The 20190-nt window shown below is 67.3% G+C and carries 21 protein-coding genes; 10 read left to right on the top strand and 11 right to left on the bottom strand.

Annotation, left to right across the window (positions count from 1 at the left end):
• The first annotated feature begins 35 nt into the window (after positions 1-35).
• Entirely contained in the window at positions 36-629 is a 594-nt protein-coding gene (locus KK488_RS21450) for a PEPxxWA-CTERM sorting domain-containing protein (protein ID WP_250890571.1), read from the top strand.
• Between the two features lie 549 nt (positions 630-1178).
• A complete protein-coding gene (locus tag KK488_RS16230; RefSeq protein ID WP_214624752.1) occupies positions 1179-1568 on the top strand; it encodes a hypothetical protein in 390 nt (129 codons plus the stop codon).
• Positions 1569-1677: 109 nt separating this feature from the next.
• On the opposite strand, the gene cobS is transcribed toward KK488_RS16230, so the two are convergent.
• Entirely contained in the window at positions 1678-2685 is a 1008-nt protein-coding gene (cobS, locus tag KK488_RS16225; RefSeq protein WP_214624864.1) for a cobaltochelatase subunit CobS, read from the bottom strand.
• Between the two features lie 84 nt (positions 2686-2769).
• Positions 2770-4068 (bottom strand): Hsp70 family protein, encoded by a 1299-nt coding sequence (locus KK488_RS16220; RefSeq protein WP_214624751.1) that lies wholly within the window; start codon positions 4066-4068, stop codon positions 2770-2772.
• A gap of 135 nt (positions 4069-4203) precedes the next feature.
• Here KK488_RS16220 and KK488_RS16215 point away from each other — a divergent pair, with 135 nt between their 5' ends.
• On the top strand, positions 4204-4863 hold the full coding sequence (locus KK488_RS16215) for a class I SAM-dependent methyltransferase (protein ID WP_214624750.1): 660 nt from the start codon (positions 4204-4206) through the stop codon (positions 4861-4863).
• A gap of 23 nt (positions 4864-4886) precedes the next feature.
• On the opposite strand, the gene KK488_RS16210 is transcribed toward KK488_RS16215, so the two are convergent.
• Positions 4887-5450, bottom strand: coding sequence for a DnaJ domain-containing protein (locus tag KK488_RS16210; RefSeq protein WP_349356911.1), 564 nt, complete (start codon positions 5448-5450; stop codon positions 4887-4889).
• Positions 5451-5561: 111 nt separating this feature from the next.
• Between KK488_RS16210 and KK488_RS16205 the strand changes: the two genes are divergently transcribed.
• The 3 genes from KK488_RS16205 to KK488_RS16195 are packed head-to-tail and all read left to right on the top strand — an operon-like array spanning position 5562 to position 7199.
• Positions 5562-5846 (top strand): BolA family protein, encoded by a 285-nt coding sequence (locus KK488_RS16205; protein WP_214624748.1) that lies wholly within the window; start codon positions 5562-5564, stop codon positions 5844-5846.
• A gap of 7 nt (positions 5847-5853) precedes the next feature.
• The gene (locus KK488_RS16200) at positions 5854-6306 is read left to right on the top strand and encodes an NUDIX hydrolase (protein WP_214624747.1); all 453 of its coding nucleotides are present in this window, start codon (positions 5854-5856) and stop codon (positions 6304-6306) included.
• On the top strand, positions 6303-7199 hold the full coding sequence (locus KK488_RS16195; protein ID WP_214624746.1) for a tyrosine recombinase XerC: 897 nt from the start codon (positions 6303-6305) through the stop codon (positions 7197-7199). The genes KK488_RS16200 and KK488_RS16195 overlap by 4 nt, the downstream gene beginning before the upstream one ends.
• Before the next feature lie 141 nt (positions 7200-7340).
• On the opposite strand, the gene KK488_RS16190 is transcribed toward KK488_RS16195, so the two are convergent.
• Genes KK488_RS16190 through rsmI form a run of 4 tightly spaced genes read right to left on the bottom strand, consistent with a single transcriptional unit; the run spans position 7341 to position 10204 of the window.
• The gene (locus KK488_RS16190; protein ID WP_214624745.1) at positions 7341-7946 is read right to left on the bottom strand and encodes a DedA family protein; all 606 of its coding nucleotides are present in this window, start codon (positions 7944-7946) and stop codon (positions 7341-7343) included.
• A 54-nt stretch (positions 7947-8000) separates the two neighbouring features.
• Positions 8001-8966 (bottom strand): glutathione synthase, encoded by a 966-nt coding sequence (gshB, locus tag KK488_RS16185; RefSeq protein ID WP_432653857.1) that lies wholly within the window; start codon positions 8964-8966, stop codon positions 8001-8003.
• Between the two features lie 27 nt (positions 8967-8993).
• Complete coding sequence (locus KK488_RS16180; protein ID WP_214624743.1) at positions 8994-9356, bottom strand: YraN family protein; 363 nt, start codon at positions 9354-9356, stop codon at positions 8994-8996.
• Positions 9353-10204 (bottom strand): 16S rRNA (cytidine(1402)-2'-O)-methyltransferase, encoded by an 852-nt coding sequence (gene rsmI / locus KK488_RS16175; RefSeq protein WP_432653856.1) that lies wholly within the window; start codon positions 10202-10204, stop codon positions 9353-9355. The genes KK488_RS16180 and rsmI overlap by 4 nt, the downstream gene beginning before the upstream one ends.
• Between rsmI and KK488_RS16170 the strand changes: the two genes are divergently transcribed.
• Positions 10203-11402: a penicillin-binding protein activator gene (locus KK488_RS16170; protein ID WP_250890569.1), complete on the top strand. Its 1200-nt coding sequence runs from the start codon at positions 10203-10205 to the stop codon at positions 11400-11402. The genes rsmI and KK488_RS16170 overlap by 2 nt on opposite strands.
• A gap of 156 nt (positions 11403-11558) precedes the next feature.
• Here KK488_RS16170 and fsa read toward each other — a convergent pair whose 3' ends face one another.
• Positions 11559-12212, bottom strand: coding sequence for a fructose-6-phosphate aldolase (gene fsa, locus KK488_RS16165; RefSeq protein WP_214624742.1), 654 nt, complete (start codon positions 12210-12212; stop codon positions 11559-11561).
• Between the two features lie 189 nt (positions 12213-12401).
• Here fsa and KK488_RS16160 point away from each other — a divergent pair, with 189 nt between their 5' ends.
• Together KK488_RS16160 and KK488_RS16155 are read left to right on the top strand one after the other, a co-directional pair.
• Positions 12402-13007 (top strand): DUF2490 domain-containing protein, encoded by a 606-nt coding sequence (locus KK488_RS16160; RefSeq protein ID WP_214624741.1) that lies wholly within the window; start codon positions 12402-12404, stop codon positions 13005-13007.
• 270 nt (positions 13008-13277) lie between these two features.
• On the top strand, positions 13278-15446 hold the full coding sequence (locus KK488_RS16155; RefSeq protein ID WP_214624740.1) for a primosomal protein N': 2169 nt from the start codon (positions 13278-13280) through the stop codon (positions 15444-15446).
• A gap of 124 nt (positions 15447-15570) precedes the next feature.
• On the opposite strand, the gene KK488_RS16150 is transcribed toward KK488_RS16155, so the two are convergent.
• The 3 genes from KK488_RS16150 to KK488_RS16140 form a co-directional block, all read right to left on the bottom strand.
• Positions 15571-16680, bottom strand: coding sequence for a hypothetical protein (locus KK488_RS16150; protein ID WP_214624739.1), 1110 nt, complete (start codon positions 16678-16680; stop codon positions 15571-15573).
• 94 nt (positions 16681-16774) lie between these two features.
• Positions 16775-17815 carry a bifunctional DNA-binding transcriptional regulator/O6-methylguanine-DNA methyltransferase Ada gene (ada, locus tag KK488_RS16145; protein WP_284732217.1) on the bottom strand — a complete coding sequence of 347 codons (1041 nt, stop codon included), beginning with the start codon at positions 17813-17815 and terminating at the stop codon, positions 16775-16777.
• A gap of 5 nt (positions 17816-17820) precedes the next feature.
• A complete protein-coding gene (locus KK488_RS16140; RefSeq protein ID WP_214624738.1) occupies positions 17821-18288 on the bottom strand; it encodes a DUF1203 domain-containing protein in 468 nt (155 codons plus the stop codon).
• A gap of 141 nt (positions 18289-18429) precedes the next feature.
• Between KK488_RS16140 and KK488_RS16135 the strand changes: the two genes are divergently transcribed.
• Positions 18430-20019 (top strand): S1C family serine protease, encoded by a 1590-nt coding sequence (locus KK488_RS16135; protein ID WP_214624737.1) that lies wholly within the window; start codon positions 18430-18432, stop codon positions 20017-20019.
• Positions 20020-20190: the final 171 nt, after the last annotated feature.

Genomic DNA, 20190 nt, shown 5'->3' with positions numbered 1-20190 from the left:
CCAGGTGTGTGCGCCGCTTATCTAGGACGACCGACATGATCCGTACCGCCTGCATTGCCACCACGCTGCTCGTCGGCGCGCTGCTGCCGAGCACGAGCGCCAGCGCGGCGGTTTCGCTGAACGGCAAGATCAGTCAGATCATCAATGCGCTGCGCAGCAGTTCGGATTTCTCGCAAGGTGATTTCACCTTTGGCATCAATGGGCCGGGCGGCACCAAGACGCTGTTCAGGGGCATTCAGGGCGTCCGGGCCTTCAGTGACTATCAGACCCTGAACAGCTGGGTTGACAATCAGGCCGGACAGAGCGTGTTCGATGGCGGTCCCTATAAGTTCACGCACGGCGTGCTCGGCTCCTATTTCAACGAGCCGCCCAAGAGCTCGCTGTTCGATGGCAGCCCGTACAAATTCACGCACAGCGTGCTGGACAGCTATTTCGACGATCCGCAGCCCGGCAGTGAAACGAGCGCGGAACTGCGCATGATGATCGCCGCGCCGCTCGATCCCTCGTACACCGCGCAAACGCTCGACCAGCCGGTGCCCGAGCCGGCAAGCTGGGCGATGATGATCGGCGGCTTCGCGCTGGTCGGCGCCGTGATGCGCCATCGGAGTGCGGCAGTCCGCGCCGCCTGAGTCGCGCCATTCCCTTCCTGCTCGGGGCGGTCCGGCGACGGGCCGCCTTTTTTCTTGGGCGGAACGGGGCCCTCCATTGTGCTTTGTGCAGGCCAGTGGCTCGGTTTGGCTCGGTTCGTCGCAAATTTTGCGCATTGCACAACCAGTGGTGGCCATTTGTGCACAGTCTGCCGGAGGATTTCAGGCTGCAAATCGAACAGCTGTCTGTCGAACCGTATGGAACATCCTCAAGAAGGCGTACGAATGACAGTCGCCCGAGGTGCTGTAACCCCTGTATTTGCGGGGTTCGCGGCTTCTGTCGTCTCGAACGCTCGGGAGTTCCATCCTCCTTGCCGACTGCAAAATCTGCAAATCCGGGCCTGTTTCCAGCAATTTGTCAGCGGCTGTTAACTATGAGACTATCCTCTTGCTGCACCGCAAGAGATAAGCGGGTGGGCCTCAGGGGCGATCGAAGGATCGCGTGGAACCACGGGGGCCGACAGGCAGCAACATCGATCAAATACCTGATCGGCGGGGGAACGCGCCGGTCACCAACACGTGGGAGATCGCATGTTAAAAATTGCGCTCAAACTGGCGGCCGCGCCCGCCCTCATGCTGGCAGCGATGCCGGCCCATGCCGCCGACACATTATCGAATGGACTGACGACCATCACCCCCGACAATCCGTTCGCGTACAGTGACGTCGCTCACTATGACTGGATCTCGAAGCGGGACAATGCCGGTCAGCTGGTTCTCTACATGATCGACCTGGACAATCCGGTTCTCGGACGTCCCCAGGTTCTCGGGCCAACGCCCGGGCGTGGCCCGGCTGCCGGTCCGGTGGTGACCATCATGCCTGAGCCGATGACCTGGGCGCTGATGATTACCGGCCTGACTGCGGTGGGGTGGTCGCTCCGCTCGCTGCACCGCCGCGGAAGCCACCCCGTCTCGTTCGTCTGAACCGGCGAGCGCCGACACGGAAAAGAAAGGGCGACCCGTCTGGGCCGCCCTTTTCTTGTGCGCCATCGATGGATCGGCGCCTGCTGCGCTCCGATCGTGTCGTCCCGGATTACTTCGCCTTGCCGACGATGCTCTCGGGCAGGTCCTTGCCAAACACGCGCTGATAATATTCGGCGACCAGCGCCCGCTCAGCCTCGTCGCACTTGTTGAGGAACGACAGGCGGAACGCGAAGCCGACATCCTTGAAGATGAGTGTGTTCTGCGCCCAGCTGATAACCGTGCGCGGGCTCATCACCGTCGAGATGTCGCCATTGATGAAGCCCTGCCGGGTCAGGTCGGCGACGCGGATCATCTTGTTGACCTCGTCGCGGCCGCCCTCATGATCATATTCGCCCGACTTGGCGAGGACGATGCGCGCCTCGGTCTCGGCCGGCAGATAATTGAGCGTCACCACCAGGTTCCAGCGGTCCATCTGGCCCTGATTGATCTGCTGCGTGCCGTGATAGAGGCCGGTGGTGTCGCCCAGGCCAACCGTGTTGGCGGTGGCGAACAGGCGGAACCAGGGGCTCGGGCGGATCACCCGGTTCTGGTCGAGCAGGGTCATCTTGCCGTCCGCTTCCAGCACGCGCTGGATCACGAACATGACGTCCGGGCGGCCGGCATCATATTCGTCGAACACCAGAGCGACCGGGCGCTGCAGCGCCCAGGGCAGCAGGCCTTCTTTGAACTCGGTGACCTGCTGGCCGTCCTTGAGCACGATCGCGTCGCGGCCGACCAGATCGATGCGGCTGATATGCGCGTCGAGATTGATGCGGATGCACGGCCAGTGCAGCCGCGCGGCGACCTGTTCGATATGGGTCGACTTGCCGGTGCCGTGATAGCCCTGCACCATGACCCGGCGATTGTGCGCGAAGCCGGCAAGGATCGCGAGCGTCGTGTCCGGATCGAACACATAGGCCGGGTCGATGTCCGGCACGCGCTCGTCCGATTCGGAGAAGGCGGGGATCTCCATGTCGATGTCGACGCCGAAGACCTCGCGCGCGTTCACCACCCGGTCGGGCGCGTCGAGCAGCACTTCGCTGCGCATGTCGGGCTGGGCGTTGGGAATGTCGGTCATCATCGTCATCTTCCTGCGAGTCACCTACGCCCTAAACGATTGAGGAAGCCCGTGTCGATAGATGCGACGATCCGATCGGACCGATCAGGCGGCCCATTCGGCTAAATTACTGTCCTGGCCGATCAGCGCGAGGCCATGCGCGATGGAGGTCAGCTCGCCGCCCGTCGCGATACGCTCCTGTCCGAATCGCCGCGCGAAGATCGCGGCGATTGCCGGGATCAGCGAGGATCCGCCGGTAAGGAAGACGCGGTCGATCGCGTCCGGCGCCGTGCCCGCCTTGGCCAGCGCCTTGTCGACCGTTGCCTCGATGCGCGCGATGTCGGGCGCGATCCAGCGCTCGAAATCGGCGCGGGTGACATCGGCCTCGATGGCGAGATCGTCGGTCTCGAAATGGAAATGCGCCTCCTCCTGCGTCGAGAGCGCGCGCTTGAGCGCGCCGACGGCGTCATACAGCGCGTAGCCCAGCTCCTTCTCGATCACCGTGATCATCCGCCCGATCGCATCGGGATCGGTCGCCGCCTTCTTCAGCCGCTCCAGCTCGGCGAGCGTGCGCCGGTTGCGCATCAGCGCGAGGCGCGACCAGTCGGCGAAATCGGCGAAATAGCTGCGCGGGATCTCCAGCAGCTTGTCGAACGAGGCATAATTGCCGCCCTTGCCGAGCATCGGCAGCACGAGCTGGTCGACGATGCGATAGTCGAACCGGTCGCCGGCGATGCCAATGCCGGCCGAGCCCAATGGCTCGCAGCGCCGCGCGGCGCCGGGCGCGGCGACGCGGACGATCGAGAAGTCGCTGGTGCCACCGCCAAAGTCCGCGACGAGGATCGTGGCGGGCTCGGTCAGGCGGCTGGCATAGCTGAACGCGGCGCCGAGCGGCTCATAGACATAGTGGATCTGGGTGCCGAACGCCCGGAACATCGCGTCGTAGCGCTGCCGGGCCAGCGCCTCGTCGGGCCGTGATCCGGCATATTCGACCGGCCGGCCGACGACGATGCGCTCCGGCGGCTCGGAGAGGGCGCCGCCCGCATGCGCGACCATCCGGTCGAGGAAGATCTGCCCCAGCTCCTCGAAGCGCAGGCGCTTGTCGAAGATGCTGGCATGCTCGAAAACCGGGCTGGCGGCCACCGACTTGAACGACTGGATGAACCGGCTGCCCTCGGGAAAGTCGAGATATTCGGCGATTGCCCAGGGTCCGGCCTCGTGCGCGATCCCCCCGCGCACCGCTTCGTCATGCCAGAAGCACAGCGCTGAGCGGAACACCGCGCCCGTCGCCCGCGCCCCGCTGAACTCAACGAGATGCGACTCCACGCCCGTCGCGATTGCCGCGACGCTGTTGGTCGTGCCGAAATCCAGGCCCAACGCCCGCACCGGCGCTTGCTCTGCCATGGCTGATCTCCGCTGATGAAGGGCTGGCGCCTATGGCAGCGACAGCGGTCTGCCGCAAGCTGCCCACAACGCATTTGGTTAAGTGCAGCCCCTTATGTAAGGTCGAATCGACCGTTCGATCTTCGTGGGACCTTCATGAACCAGCCTTTCAATGCCTCTTATGTCGGCCATCGCGCCGACGTCGTCAGCCTGCTCATGTCGAGCGGCACGACGCTGCACCGCGTGCTCGACGTCGGCAGCGCCACTGGCGAAGTGGGCGCCTATGTGAAGCGCCAGACCGGCGCGATCGTCGATGCGGTCGAGATGGTGCCGGAGATGGCGGCAGTCGCCGCGACCAAGCTCGACAATGTCTTCGTCGGCACGGCGGAGGAGTTCGTCGAGAAGTCAGATCCGGCGCTGCGCTATGACGCCATCCTGCTGGCGGACGTGCTGGAGCATACTGCCGATCCCTGGGCGCTGCTCGCCTTCTTCCGCAGCCGCCTGACGCCGACCGGCGTGGTCGTCATTTCCCTGCCCAACATCCGCCACTGGAGCACCATCTTCAACCTGACGTTTCGCGGCGACTGGCCGCACCGGGATCGCGGCATCCACGATCGCACGCACCTGCGCTTCTTCACGCTCAAGACGATGCGCGAGCTGATCGAAAGCGCGGGCCTCAAGATCGACAGGATGAACCGCAATCTGCGCATCGACGAGGGCTTCGGCCGCATCAACAAATATTCGGGCTTCACCAATCTGCCCGGCCTGCGCAGCTTCTTCACCTTCCAATATCTGTTTCTCTGCTCCGCCGCCTGATCGGGAACGGACAGACCAAGGCTTCAGACGAAGGCCGGCGCCTTGCGCAGATGCGCATAGGCGGCGAGCACATCCTGCAGCGCCTTCTCGTGCGCCCGATCGCCGCCATTGTGATCCGGGTGGAAGCGGCGGACGAGCTCGGTATAGCGCGTGCGCAGCGCCTTGCGATCCGCATCGAGCGCAAGCCCGAGCGTCCTGAGCGCCGAGCGGTCCTCGCCGGAGAGCGGCTTGCCGTCATGGCGCTCCGCCGCCTCGGCCATCCGCGCCTTGAAGCGGGCGCCGATCGCGTCGAGCGGATCGCCGAAATCGGCCCAGCGCGGCGGCATCGTACCGCCGGCGGCATTGGCGGAAAAGGCCCGGGTCTCGCGGTCCCAGCCGCCATAAGGCCGCTGCGCGGCGTCGATCTCCTCCGCGCTCATGTCTTTGAAATAATTATATTGCTGATTGAAGGCGCGGATATGGTCGAGGCAGAACCAGCGCCATTGCGGCGGACCGTCCGGCGCGCCACGGCGCTGCTCAGGCGGGGCGCGGAACTCGCCGACATTCTCGCAGCCTTCCTGCGAGCAGGCGCGATTCGCCCCTTCCACCCGGCCATGAAAGCGGGTGTGGCGGCGACTCCCGTCTTCGTTCGTGCCCTGTGCTGACAAAGCGTGTCGATCCCTTCTGGCTGCGCGGAGCAAAGTCTCTATATATGGCAAATGGTTGATCCTTCGCTAGGCCCGGTTGGGCGTGAAATTGCCGAGAGGCTCGAATCCGCCCTGTCGCCGGAGCGGCTCGCCGTGATCAATGACAGCGCTCAGCATCGCGGCCACATGGGCGACGACGGCAGCGGTGAGAGTCATTTCACGGTGGACATCGTCGCGGCGGCCTTCGCGGGACAGTCGCGTGTGGCCCGGCAGCGCATGGTCAATGCCGCGCTCGGCAACATGATGCGCGAGAAAGTCCATGCGCTGGCGATAAAGGCGCGGGCGCCGGGCGAGTGAGCGACTGATGGCCCTGCGCGCCAAGCGTCCGGCGGCGCGACTGCTGGTCGCGGATCCGGCGGGGCGCCTGTTGCTGTTCCGCTTCACCCCGGATGATCGCCCGCCGTTCTGGGCAACGCCGGGCGGCGGCGTCGAACGTGGCGAGACATTCGAAGAGGCGGCACGGCGCGAATTGCTTGAGGAGACTGGCCTGGACGTCGAACCAGGTCCCTGCGTCGCAATCCGACAGGTGACCTTCAAAATGTTCGACGGCGTCGAGGTCGACGCCGAGGAGCGCTTTTTTGTGGTGGCCGTCGACGCGCCGGACATCGACACGGGCAACCACACCGATCTTGAGAAGCGCATCATGCAGTCGCATCGCTGGTGGACGCCGCAGGAGCTGGCGGAACAGGCCGAAACCTATTTCCCCGTCGATCTGCTGGATATCTGGCGCGATCTTCCGGCCGTCCCGCAGCCATGAGCACGCCCCTGATCGAGCGCTGGCGCGCCCATCTCGCGCAGGGCCGCCGCCGCTCCATCCATACGGTGCGCGCTTATGTCGCCACCGCCGAGCGCCTGCTTGCCTGGATGGAGGAGATGGACGGCCGTGCTCCGGATGCGGCCGCGATCATGAAACTGGCGACCAGCGATCTGCGCGCCTATCTTGCTTCGCGCCGCGTCGAGGGCATCGGCAACAGCTCGGCCTCGCGCGAGCTCTCCGCCCTGCGCGGCTTCCTGCGCTTCGTCGGCGGCGAGGGCAGCACGATCCCGGTGATGCGCGGCCCTCGCGTCAAGCCAGGCGTGCCGCGCCCGATCAGCCCGGACGAAGCCGTCGCGCTGGCGCAGGACATTGCCGAGACCGCGCGCGAAAGCTGGATCGGCGCGCGCGATTGGGCCGTGCTGCTCCTTCTCTACGGCGCGGGCCTGCGTATCAGCGAGGCGCTCGGCCTGACCGGCGAGGTGCTGCCGCTCGGCGAGACGATCCGTGTACTCGGCAAGCGCGGCAAGACCCGCCTCGTGCCGCTGCTGCCGCAGGTGCGCGAGGCGATCGACGCCTATCTCGCGGAATGTCCTTACCCTCCCTTGCGGGACGCTCCCCTGTTCCGCGGCGCGCGCGGCGGTGACTTGTCCCCGGCCATCATCCGCCGCGCGGTGCAGGGAGCGCGCGGCCGCCTCGGCCTCCACGAGCGCACCACGCCCCACGCCCTGCGCCACAGCTTCGCCACGCACCTCCTCGGCCGCGGCGCCGACCTGCGCTCGCTGCAGGAGCTGCTGGGGCATGCCTCGCTCAGCTCAACGCAGATCTACACCAAGGTCGATGCCGCCCATCTGCTGGACATCTATCGCAATGCGCATCCGAGGGCCGAGGGTTGAGTAACAACCAATAAGCCCCTCCCTTTCAAGGGAGGGGGAAGGGGTGGGTGGCGATGCGCAGCATCGCTCGCTTCGCGCAGGTATGACGTGTCGAGCCCCACCCCAACCCCTCCCCTATAGGAGAGGGGCAAAAGGACGGCCTTACCCCGCACTCTCGTCCTTCCACCGCACCAGCCGCCAGACATAGCCGACCGCGATCGCCGCGATGCAAACATTGGTGATCGGCCCGAGCCAGTCGTCGATCCGCTCGAACCGGGCGCCGAGATAATAGCCGCCGGCGACGAGGAGGATGTTCCAGATCAGCGCGCCGCCCATCGTCCAGAGCGTGAAGCGGATATAGCCCATGCGGAACAGGCCGGCCGGCAGCGAGACGATCGTGCGGAAGGCCGGCATGAAGCGGAACAGGAAGACGATCTTGTCGCCGTGCCGCTCGAAGCAGCGATCGAGCCACTCGACGTTGCGCCAGCGCATCGTCAGCCAGCGGCCGTGGCGGTCGATCAGCGGTTTCAGCCGCTCGAAGCCGAGCTTCAGGCCGATCAGATACCAGAAGAAATTGCCGATCGTGGTGCCGATCGTTCCGGCGACCAGCAGCGGGATCATCTCCATCCGCCCCTGGCCGACGCGAATGCCGCCAATGCCCATGATCAGCTCGGAAGGCAGAGGCGGGAAGACATTTTCCAGCACCATGAGCAAGGCGATGCCCCAATAGCCGCCCGCATCGATCAACTCGACGACCCAGTCCGTCACGGCCAGAGCATCCTCAGCCCACGACAGACATCAGATCGGAGGAAATTCCGCCGCTCACCCCGCCGCGCGCTCCGCCAGCTTGCGCTCGACGGCGTCCCAGATCAGCCCGCCGGTGTCGGTGCCGTTGAAGGCGTCGATCGCGACGATGCCGGTCGGCGAGGTCACGTTGATCTCGGTCAGCCACTTGCCGCCGATCACGTCGATGCCGACGAAGAGCAGCCCGCGCTTCTTGAGTTCCGGGCCGAGCGCGGCGCAGATCTCCAGCTCGTCCGGTGTCAGCTCCGTCTTGGCGGCGGTGCCGCCGGCGGCGAGGTTGGAGCGGATCTCGCCCTTGCCGGGGATGCGGTTGATTGCGCCGGCCACCTCGCCATCCACCAGCACGATGCGCTTGTCGCCCTGGCTGACGTCCTTGAGGAAGGCCTGGACCATGAAGCTCTCGACCCACATCTCGCCGAACAACTCGACGAGCGCCGCAAGATTGGCCCCGTCCGCGCCGATGCGGAACACGGCCGATCCGGCATTGCCGTAGATCGGCTTGACCACGATCTCTTTATGCTCGGCCAGGAAGGCGCGCGTCTCGTCCAGGCTGCGCGTGATCATCGTGGGCGGCATGAAGCGCGCGTAATCGAGCACGAACAGCTTCTCCGGCGCATTGCGCACCGAGGCGGGATCGTTGACCACCAGCGTCTCGTCCGTGATCCGCTCGAGCAGATGCGTCGCGGTGATGTAATTGAGGTCGAAGGGCGGGTCCTGCCGCATCCAGACGACGTCGATGTCCTTGCCGAGATCGAGCTTCACCGTCTCGCCGAAGGTGAAATGGTCGCCGACCACGCGCTGCAGGTTCACCACCTCGCGCGCCTCCGCATAGAGCCGCTCGCCGCGCCAGGTCATGTGATCGGGGCGATAATGGTAGAGCCTGTGCCCACGCGCCTGCGCCGCGAGCATGATGTGAAAGGTCGAATCGCCCGCGATCTTGAGCGATTCCATCGGGTCCATCTGCAAGGCGACTCTGAGCGACATGCGCGGCATTCCTCCCTCTGCCGGGAATCAGCCCCCGTGCCAGACATTCTCCAGATGGCGAGGCGGACGCCCCGGCGCAAGGAGCATCACGTCGATGCGCATGTCATCGCCCGCCTTCAGATAATTGGGGGCAAGAACTTCTGCCGCCGCCGCCACGCGAGCAAGACGGCGCTCGTCGATCGCGTCGTCCAGGGCCTGCCCGGTGCTCCGCGCCTTCACTTCGATGAACGCCACCATCGCCCCGCGCCGTGCGACCAGATCGACCTCGCCGCGCGGCGTGCGCACCCGCCTCGCAAGGATCGACCAGCCCTTGAGGCGCAGCCACCAGCCCGCGATCCGCTCGCCCTGCCGGCCGCGCTTCTCCGCCGCGAGCCGCGCCGGGGTCTTCACGCCTTGCCCTTGAGGTCCAGCGCGCGCGCGTAGAGCGCCTTACGATCTGCACCCAATGTCCGCGCCACCTCGCTCGCCGCCTGTGAGGCGGAGAGGCGGGTCAGCGCCTCGGCCAGTGCCGCCTCGACGTCATCCTCATCGGCCGGTGGCTTCTCGCCCGGCGGCCCGACCACGATGACGATCTCGCCGCGCGGCTCCTTCGCGGCACAGGCGGCGCTGAGCTCCGACAAGCTGCCGGTCAAGGTCTCCTCATAGGCCTTGCTGATCTCGCGGCAGAGGGCGGCGGGCCGGTCGCCGAGCGCCGCCGCCATGTCGGCGAGCGAGGCGGCGCAGCGCGGGCCGCTCTCGTAGAAGATCAGGCTGGCGCGCAGTCCCGCCACCTCCGCCAGCGCATCGCCGCGCGCCTTGGTCTTGGGCGGCAGGAAGCCCATGAACAGGAAGCGGTCGCTCGGCAGGCCGGAGAGCGTCACGGCGGCGATCGCCGCGCAGGGCCCAGGGATGGTGGTGACGGCCCGCCCGGCCCCGCGCGCGTCGCGCACCAGCTTGTAGCCGGGGTCGGAGATGAGCGGCGTGCCGGCGTCGGAGAGCAGCGCGACCACCTCGCTCGCCATCCGCTCGATCAGCCGCGCGCGCACCCGGTCATCGCTATGGTCGTGATAAGGCACCATCGGCCGGTCGGAGCCGGCATGGCGCAACAATTTGGCGCTCACGCGCGTATCCTCCACCGCGACGACATCGGCCTGTCGCAAAATTTCGGCAGCTCGTGGCGAGAGATCGGACAAGTTGCCGATCGGTCCCGCAACGATATATAGGCCGGGCGCAAAGGGAGCGGACATGAACACTGCCATGACAGACAGACGCCTTGCGGGGCAAGTAGGGTTGCGCATGGCGTCATGCCGGTTGCGGCACGGTCTCGCGCTGCTCGGCGCGCTGGTGCTCGCGGCCTGTTCGCAGGTCGTGCCGCGCACGCAGGGCCCGCCGCCGCCGCCGCCCGCCACCCAGCAGCCGGACGTCGTCCAGGGCCTGCCGACCGATACCGAGCGCCACCGCGTGGCGCTGCTGGTGCCGATGACGGGTCCCAATGCCGGCGTCGGCCGATCGATCGCCAATGCCACGACGATGGCGCTGCTCGACACCAAGACCGAGCGGCTGCGTGTCACCACCTATGACACCGGCAAGGGCGCCGCCGTCGCGGCGCGCCAGGCCATCGCCGAGGGCGCCAAGCTCATCCTCGGCCCGCTCACCGCCGATGAAGTGCGCACCGTCGCGCCGCTCGCGCGCGCCGCCGGCGTCCCGATCATCAGCTATTCCAATGACGAGAGCGTCGCCGGCAACGGCGTCTATCTCCTCGGCTACAGCCCCGAGCAGTCGGTCGAGCGCGTCATCGGCTTCGCCAGGGCGCGCGGGCTCAGCAATTTCGCGGCGCTGGTGCCCAAGGGTGTCTATGGCGAGCGCGCGGGCAGTGCGTTCCTCAGCAAGGTCAAGGCCGTCGGCGGCACGGTCGTGGCGATGGAGACGTTCGATCGCTCGCCCGCGTCGGTGCAGGCAGCGGTCAAGCGGCTCGGCGCGAGCTCGAGCTACGACGCGCTGCTGATCGCCGATGTTGGCCGCATCGCGCTCCAGGCCGCGCCGCTCGCCCGTGCCGCCGGCGGTGCGGACATGCGCATCCTCGGCACGGAATTGTGGAACACCGAGACCGGCCTCACCGCCAGCGCGGCGTTGCGCGGCGCCTGGTATGCCAGCGTGTCGGACGGTCTCTACCGCACCCTGGCGAACAAATATCGTACCTCCTATGGCGCCTCGCCCTATCGCCTCGCCTCGCTCGGCTACGACGCGGTGCTGCTCACCGTGCGCATCGCCAGCGACTGGAAGCCAGGCGCCGTCTTCCCGGTCGCGCGCCTCGGCGATGCCGAAGGTTTTGCTGGCATTGACGGCGCCTTCCGCTTCAATCGCTCAGGGATTGCCGAGCGGGCACTGGAAGTGTCGGAGATCGGCGCCGGTACGACCAGCGTCGTGGACGCGGCGCCCCGGGGCTTCGCGAAGTAGAGATCAGGCCTCCCGTCACATCTCCGTTCGGTTCGAGCGGCCGTCGAGCTTGTCGAGACGGGTGTCGAGAACGCAGCGCACCGCTCCTTCTCGACTTCGGTTCTCGACAGGCTCGAACCTCCGCTCGAACCGAACGGAGGGCAGGGATTTGGCCCTTTACAAAATCGACTGCCCCGTCGCCTCCCAATCCTTGGCGAAGGCGGCTAGGCCCTTGTCGGTCAGCACATGGTTGAACAGCGATTTGATCACGGCGGGTGGCGCGGTGATCACGTCCGCGCCGATCTTGGCGCATTCCAGGACGTGCATGCTGTGGCGCAGCGAGGCCGCGAGGATCTCGGTCTCGAAACCATAATTGTCGTAGATCAGGCGGATGTCGGCGATGAGCTGGGTGCCGTCCATGCCATTGTCGTCGAGCCGGCCGATGAAGGGCGAGATGAAGGTTGCGCCCGCCTTGGCGGCGAGCAAAGCCTGATTGGCCGAGAAGCACAGCGTCACATTCACCATCGCGCCATCCTCGCTCAGCGCCTTGCAGGTCTTGAGCCCGTCGATGGTGAGCGGCACCTTGATCGTCACATTGTCGGCGATCTTCCGCAGCACGGCGGCTTCCTTCATCATCGTCTCATGATCGAGTGCGACGACCTCGGCCGAGACGGGACCGGGCACGACCGAGCAGATTTCCGCGATCACTTCCATGAACTTGCGGCCCGATTTGTGGATGAGGCTCGGATTCGTCGTGACCCCATCGAGCAGGCCGGTCGCGGCCAGCTCGCGGATTTCGGCGATATCAGCGGTGTCGACGAAGAATTTCATGATGGTCTGGCTCCGGTTCGAGGGGCGTGTCGCCTGCGCCTATAGACCTGCGGCGCGCGCGGCGTAAGGGCATTGCGGCGTGGCGGAACGCATCCTAGACGCAAGCCTTGTCTGACGACCGGACCACCGGAGGCGGGATTGGGATTGCGGGGGGCTTCGGGCCGGCTGTGCGCTATGGCCCTGCTGTGCGTGTCGACACGCGCGGCGGCGCATGACGAGGATGTCGAGCTGTGGCTGGGGCAGAGCCTGTCCCACCGCATCGATGGCGGCACGAGTATCAGTCTCGACCTGAGCGAGCGGCTGCGCGAGGCGCGGGTCGGGGGCGATCAATATCTTGGCCGGATCACGCTGACGCGCCGGATCGCGCCCGGCGTCGAGATCGCGCTGGGCGCCAGCGCCGCGACCAATGGCGGCATCGGCGAGATAAGGCCCGAGCAGGCGATCATTCTGACGCGCGGCGTGCTGGCCGTCCGCTCCCGGCTGGAGGAGCGGATGATCGACGGGGTGGCGGACACATCCTATCGCCTGCGCGAGCGCCTTGCGCTCAACCTGCCGCTCGATGCCCGGGCGCGCTGGGTGCTGATCGCGAGCGGCGAGGCTTTCTTCGCTCTCAATCGCACCCGGCCCAGCGACGTCACCGGCTTCAACACGCTGCGCACCCAGCTCGGCGTCCGCCATGCCTTCACTCCTGCGCTCAGCCTCACCGCGCTCTATCAGCGCCAGCAGGCGGTGCGCCCCGGCCGGGCCGACAGCGTCGCGCACATCCCGCTGCTGAGCATCGGCTGGACTCTCTGAACGATCGAGGCTGTCCTACATGCGGGTCGCCGTGGCATAGCTGCGCTCGTTCTTTCTCAACCTGAAGATCGCAATTTTTTTGCGTCCGAACTTTGTCCGCGCAGCAAGGGGATTTATTAGTTCACCCCGTGACCTTCGTGACCTTCGGCGGATTTCCGTGCCTTGGCACAGATCGGTCGGATATCCCGATCAGCGACATTTTCGATCGCGCGCCCGAGCGCCATCGGGCAGGGGATTCCAACTCGGCATGACAGACCTTAAGTTCCATCCATGACCCGCGCCCGGCTCATCCTGCTCAACGCGGCTCTTGGTCCGCTCGACTATCGCGTGCCCCATGGCATGAGCGTCGAGCCCGGCCAGATCGTCGTCGCGCCGCTGGGACCCCGGCCGATGATCGGCGTGGTATGGGACGAGGGCAGCTTCCCGGATGTCGAGACGGTCGGCGACAATCGCCTGCGCCCGCTGCTCGGCGTGGTGGATGCGCCGCCTCTGCCCGCGCCGTTGCGCCGGCTGATCGAGTGGACGGCGGATTATTATCTCGCCCCGCCCGCCGCCGTGCTGCGCATGGCGCTCGCGTCCCTCTCGGCGCTGGAGGGCGGCAAGACCGTCATCGAATATCGCCAGAGCGGCGCGCTGCCCGATCGCATGACGCCGCAGCGCTTGCAGGCGCTGGAGCGGATCGGCGAGCGGCAGGGCCTGGTGCGCGAGCTGGCGACGATCGGCGACGTCAGCGATGCGGTGATTCGTGGCCTCATCAAGCAGGGCGCACTGGAGGCGGTCGAGGTCTCGACCGACCTGCCCTTCCCGGAGCCCGATCCGGATCATGCTCATGTCGATCTCAGCGCCGAGCAGCAGGCGGCCGCCGATCGCCTGATCGAACAGGTGCGGGAGCGGGATTTCCACGCCGTGATGCTCGACGGCGTCACCGGCTCCGGCAAGACCGAGGTCTATTTCGAGGCGATCGCGCAGGCGCTGCGGCAGGACAGCCAGACGCTCGTGCTGCTGCCCGAGATCGCATTGACCGAGCCGTTCCTCGATCGCTTCGCCGCCCGTTTCGGCCATGCGCCGGTCGCCTGGCACAGCGGCCTCAAGCAGTCGGACCGGCGCCGGGCCTGGCGCGCCATCTCGCGCGGCGAGGCGAAGGTGGTGGTCGGCGCCCGCTCCGCGCTGTTCCTGCCTTACCCCAAGCTCGGCCTGATCATCGTCGACGAGGCGCACGAGACCAGCTTCAAACAGGAAGAGGGCGTGCGCTATCATGCCCGTGATGTGGCGGTGATGCGCGGCCTGATGGAGGGCTGCCCGGTCGTCCTCGCCTCGGCCACGCCCGCGATCGAGACGCGGCACCAGGTCGAGCTGGGGCGCTACGAGGAGATCAGGCTGCCGGCCCGCTATGGCGGCGCCGAGCTTCCCGAGATCGTCGGCGTCGACCTGACGCAGGACCCGCCCGATCGCGGCCGCTGGATCGCGCCGCCGCTCGTGCAGGCGATGCGCGAGGTGCTGGATCGCGGCGAGCAGTCTTTGCTCTTTCTCAACCGGCGCGGCTACGCGCCGCTGACGCTCTGCCGCCATTGCGGCTATCGCTTCCAGTGTCCCAATTGCTCGGCCTGGATGGTCGAGCATCGCCTGACGCGGCGCCTCGCCTGCCACCATTGCGGCCATGCCGTCGCGACGCCCGACGCCTGCCCGGAGTGCAAGCAGCCCGACGCGCTGGTCGCCTGCGGCCCCGGCGTCGAGCGCATCGCCGACGAGGTGAAGGCCCTTTTTCCGGAGGCGCGCACCGCCATCGTCACGTCGGACACGCTCTGGTCGCCCGCGCGCGCCGCCGCCTTCGTGCGCGATGTCGCCGGCGGCGCGGTCGACATCATCATCGGCACGCAGCTCGTCACCAAGGGCTATCATTTCCCCGAACTGACACTGGTCGGCGTGATCGATGCCGATCTGGGGCTGGACGGCGGCGATCTGCGCGCGGCCGAGCGGACCTTCCAGCAGATCACCCAGGTCTCGGGCCGCGCCGGGCGGGGCGAGAAGCCCGGCCGCGTCTTCATCCAGACCCGCGCCGGCGAGGCGCCGGTGATCAAGGCGCTGCTCGATGGCGACGAGGCCGCCTTCTATGCGGCCGAGACGGCCAGCCGCCGCGTTGCCAATGCCCCGCCCTTCGGCCGCTTCGCCGCGATCATCGTCAGCGATACCGATGCGGCGCTGGCGCAGGAGACGGCGCGGCGGATCGGCAAGGCAGCGCCACATCAGGAGGGGCTGGAAGTCTATGGTCCGGCCGAGGCACCGCTATCGGTACTGCGCGGTCGGCACCGCTGGCGGCTGCTCGTCCATGCGCGCCGGTCGGTCGAAGTGCAGGCGATCATAAGAAACTGGCTTTCCAGCATAGACTGGAAAGCCAGCACACGCGTCAGCGTCGACGTCGATCCTTATAGTTTTGTCTGACCCGTCATCCGTGCTCGGCGTTCGGGCCTTTTCGATACAGCCACCCGGTCGCGGTGGGAGGGGGTATTGGACCGGGTGGCTGCGCGACCGCTCAGGGCGGGTCGACCGGTTGTGCGGCCTGTTATCAAGTCGTGGCGGGCTTCCATCCCTGCGGACGGAACGACACCGGGCCATTGGCGAAGTTGTAGACCGGTGCGCGGGCCTGTTCCTTGGCCGGCGAAGCGACATGCTCGGGTTCGATCTGCTTCGGCGCATCGATACCGCTCTGCGGCGCGTGACCATGCTGGAGGAGGAACTCGGCCCGGCGCAGACGCTTGCCGCGCGTCAGGAAGGGATTGTCCGGCGTCGGCGCCTGCGCGACCATCGCTTCCAGCTCGTCCGAATGCTCGCCGCGCGTCAGCACGGGCGCGCTCGCCGCCGGCGTGGAGGCGGGCATCGGCTGGGTCAGCTCCATGACGGCGGGTTCGTCGGCGGGCACAGCCACGGCAGCCGGGGCTGCTGCGGGCGAGACCGGGACGGGCGGCGTGATCGCGAAGCCCGGTGTGACGAACAGCGGTTCAGGGTCCGGCGTCACCACAGGCGCAGCGATCGGCGTGTCGTCGTACAACGTCTGGCTGCGGCGGCGACGCGTGAAAACAAGTACACCGACGCCGATCAGCAGGGCAGCGCCGACGCCACCCACGACCCACAGCGCTTGCTCGCCGCTGGGTTCATTGGCGTTCTGAACGGGAAGCGGCGCGGGCTGCGCATCCTGCTTCAGCGTTGCGGGATCGACCAGCGGCAGGCTCGGCAGCGCGGCATCCGCGCTGCGCGCCGTAGCGGGAGGCTGCGCCGGAGCCGGCGTCACTTTCGGCGTGACCGGCGTCGCAGCAGCCGGTCGAGCGACTGGTGCCGTGCGGGTGGTGCTTTCGGCCGTCGCGGCATGACGCGCCGGCGTGGGAGCCGGTTCGGCACGCACGCTGCGCTGCGGCGCGACCTCGGGAAGCGCCGGGGCGGCGGCCGGGGCAGCCGGCGTTGCCGCCGGCGGCGCAGGCGCGATCTGCGGGAGCGCGATGCTGGTCGCCGGGCCGGGGGCGGCCGGGGCCGGTTGCGCGCTCGGCACCACGATCGGCGAAGACGCCGCGTCGGCCGGAGCCGGATCGGTCGTCTGCGCAAGGGCAGGAGTTGAAGCAAGCGCCAGGCCAGCGGCAATCGCGGTCAGCGCGGAGTGAGCGGAGAGGGTTTGTTTGATCATAGCATGTGGAAAACCCCCGGACACCGCCAAGAGTTTCCCGTTTTTGTCGGCCTTTCGGCGATTTGTTTTTTTCGAGCGGCCAATTGCCGCAGCGTCAGCGCGCCGATTCGCGCCGTAAAAGCGCCTCTTTCCGCGCGATTCCGTAGGCATAGCCGCCGAGCGACCCGTCGCCGCGCAGCACGCGATGGCAGGGGATGACCACGGCGAGATTGTTGTCCCCGCACGCTGTTCCCGCCGCCCGCACCGCGCCCGGCTTGCCGATCGCGGCGGCGATTTCGCCATAGGAGCGGGTCTCGCCGGCCGGGATTGCGCGCAGCGCTTGCCACACGGCCTGCTGGAAGGCGGTGCCGGCAACGTCGATCGGCAGGTCGTTCGGGCGCGCGGGATCGTCGACCAAAGCGACCACCGCCTCGACCCAAGCCGCGAAGTCCGCATCGCCCGCCCGGATCGTCGCCTCGGGGAAGCGGGCGCGCAGGGCGGCTTCGTCCTCGTCGAAGGCGATGCGGCACAGGCCCTTGTCGGTCGCGGCGACGAGCAGCGGGCCGAGCGAGCTCTCGGCCACGGCGAAGCGGATGACCGCGCCCGCCCCGCCCTTGCGCCAGGCCGAGGGGCTCATGCCGAGATGCGCCTGGGCGTCGGCATAGGCCCGGCTCGGCGCCTCGTAGCCGGCATCATAGATGGCATCGGTGATCCGCCCGGTCCGCTCGAGTGCATCACCCAGGCGTCTGGCGCGCAGGGCACGCGCATAAGCGGCGGGCGAGACGCCGAGATCGCGCGTGAAGATCCGCTGGAAATGATGCGGCGCATAGCCGACCGCCTCGGCCAGATCGGTGAGCGATGGAATCGCCTCGCTCTGCTCGATCAGCGTGACGGCCCTGGCGATCGCGGACCGATCGCGCCCCACCTCGTCGGGCCGGCAGCGCAGGCAGGGGCGATAGCCTGCCTCCACCGCCGCGTCGTTGCTTGGCAGCAGCTCGAAATTCTCGCGGCGCGGGCGCCGGGCAGGGCAGCTCGGCTTGCAGTAGATACGCGTCGTCTTCACCGCGATGACGAAGCGCCCGTCCATCGTGCGGTCGCGCGCCTCGAAGGCGGCGAGCGCCGTCGCTTCGGGGAGGTCGAGAGTGGCGCTGGCCAAGGCGATCAATTCCTGTCGATCCGCGCGGCAAAGCAGCCGTGCGCGGCGTTGTGAGCATGAATGTAGGCAATCTCGTCGCGATCCAACAGGGTGCGAATCACGCCGTCCGCCTCGTCGGGCGGGGCGATCAGCGCGCCTCGCAACATGCCGTCCCTGTCGAAACCGCGCAGCGAGAGCTGGCGTCCGTCGAAGACTGGCGGTGTGCGGTCGACATAAGGCTCGGGTGCGCGCGCGGCCGCGCGGACATAGATGGCATAGGCGGTGCGATAGGGCGTGGCGACGTCATGGCTGACATGGTTGAGCAGGATGAGAGCGTCGCCCTTGTCGGCGTCGACAAGGCTCACCCGGCAGGGAAACCCGCGATCCGCATCGGCGGTGACGCGAACGGCGCAGCGGTCGGCGAGCGCATCGTCGCTCAGATCGAACAGGGGCGCGAAGGGCAGCATCGGCAAGCCGGAAATTCGATAGGTCATCGGGAGAGTCCTGTGTGGTGGTCCGTGATGGCCCTGTCCTGCCCCATGCCGCCGGGCAGCGCTTCCCGTGGCTTGCGCTCAAAGCGGATGGCATACGAAACCCCCTGTCGGGATCATCCGGTGCCCGCTAAGAGATGCGGCATGATCTCACGCCTCCCCGGACTGTTCCGCCCGTTCGCAATGGTCCTGCTGCTGTTGCTGGCGCTCGGGCTGCCGGTCGCTGCCCCGGCGGACATTCAGGACATCGCGGCAACCTCGCGCAGTGTCGTGCGCGTCGCGCTGGTCGCGACGGACGGCGAGAATGCCTATTTCGTCGGGCATGGCAGCGGCGTCGTCATCGCGCCGGGCCGGATCCTGACCAACGCCCATGTCGTCGAGCTGACCCGCAGCGAGCCGAACATCGTCATCGGCGTCATCCCGCCCGAGGGCAAGAAAAGCTATGGCGGCAAGGTCATCGCTTATTCGCCCGGCAATGATCTGGCGCTCATCGCCATCGACGGCGCGCAGCTTCCGGTCGCGACCTTCTATGCGGGCGTCCCTGTCGATGGCCAGCAAGTGACGGCGATCGGCTATCCCGGCTCGGTCGACCGGGCGCAGGGCATGGGCATCAACGACATCATCCATCCCATGACGCCGGTCCGCACCTCGGGCACTGTCTCGAGCGGACGGGCGTCGAAACAGTTCGACACCGTGCTGCACACGGCCGAGCTTGCGTCCGGCAACAGCGGTGGGCCGCTGGTCGACGAATGCGGGCGCGTGCTTGGCATCAACAGCTTCGGTTCGCTGTCGGACGGCAACGACGCGACCTTCGGCTTTGCGGTCTCGTATCGGGAGATTGCGAGCTTTCTGCGGCAGGCCGGTGTGCAGACTGCCCGGTCGAACGAGCCCTGCCGCTCCATGGCCGAGATCGACGCGGCCCAGCGTGTGGCTGACGAGCGCGCGCGCGGCGAAGCGGCCGCGCAGGCCGATCGCAAGGCGATTGCCGAGCGCGAGAAAGCGATCGAAGCGCGCGAGCAAGCGCAGCAGACCGTCATCGCGCGGCGTGAGAATATGATGGCGCTGGCGGCCTTGTTCCTCGCGCTCGGCGCCGTCGCTGCCGGCGCGGCCGTGCTCGGTCAGTCCAAGGGCGCGCAGGACCATGCGCGGCGCTATGGCATCGCTGCCGGCGTGCTGTTGCTCGCCGCCGTCATCACCTTCGCCCTGCGGCCGGGTTTCGACAGCGCGGAAGAAAAGGCGGGGGACGCCGCCAACGAAGCGAGCAGTAACGCCGCAGCCAACGGCGCCGATGCCGGTCAGGTGAGTGACCGGCTGTGTCGCATCGACAACGCGCTCAGCCGCGTGACCGTCTCGGACACGACCGACGTGCCCTTCACCTGGAATGAGGACGGCTGCCTCAATGGTCAGACCCAGTTCGCGAAGATGCAGGGAGTCTGGTCACGCGTCCTGGTCCCGGCCGAGGAAGCCTCGATCTCTGTGCGCAGCTTCGATCCGGTGATCGGCCGCTACCGCACCGACAAATATCTGGTCGACGCCGATACCGCCGACCGCGCGCGCGCCCTGCGCGAGAAGATCAAGTGGACCGGCTGCACGATCGACCCGGACAAGCTGGCCCAGCTCGCCAGCATGCAGGCCGAGATCCAGGCGCTCCTGCCCGCCCAGCCCAACGAGCGGCTGGTCTATCATTGCGAGATAGGCAAGGGCGCCCCGGCTGCGCCTGCGCCTCAGCCCTGATCGCACCCGCGAACGGTCTCCTGGGAGTGGACTGTCGGGATACGACGACTTTACGGACGTTGAGAGTTACGACAGGACCGCGCTTGACTATCACTCCTGCATCGAGACAGTTCTGTTTGAGGACGGGAGGATTGTCGCGACCGAGGGAGTAAGAACCTGGATTTCGCGCGG

Origin of the sequence: Sphingobium nicotianae (genome assembly GCF_018603885.1) — a bacterium.
Classification (GTDB): domain Bacteria; phylum Pseudomonadota; class Alphaproteobacteria; order Sphingomonadales; family Sphingomonadaceae; genus Sphingobium; species Sphingobium nicotianae.
Note: the sequence above shows the minus strand (reverse complement) of the source record. Positions and strands in the feature narration are given on the sequence as shown.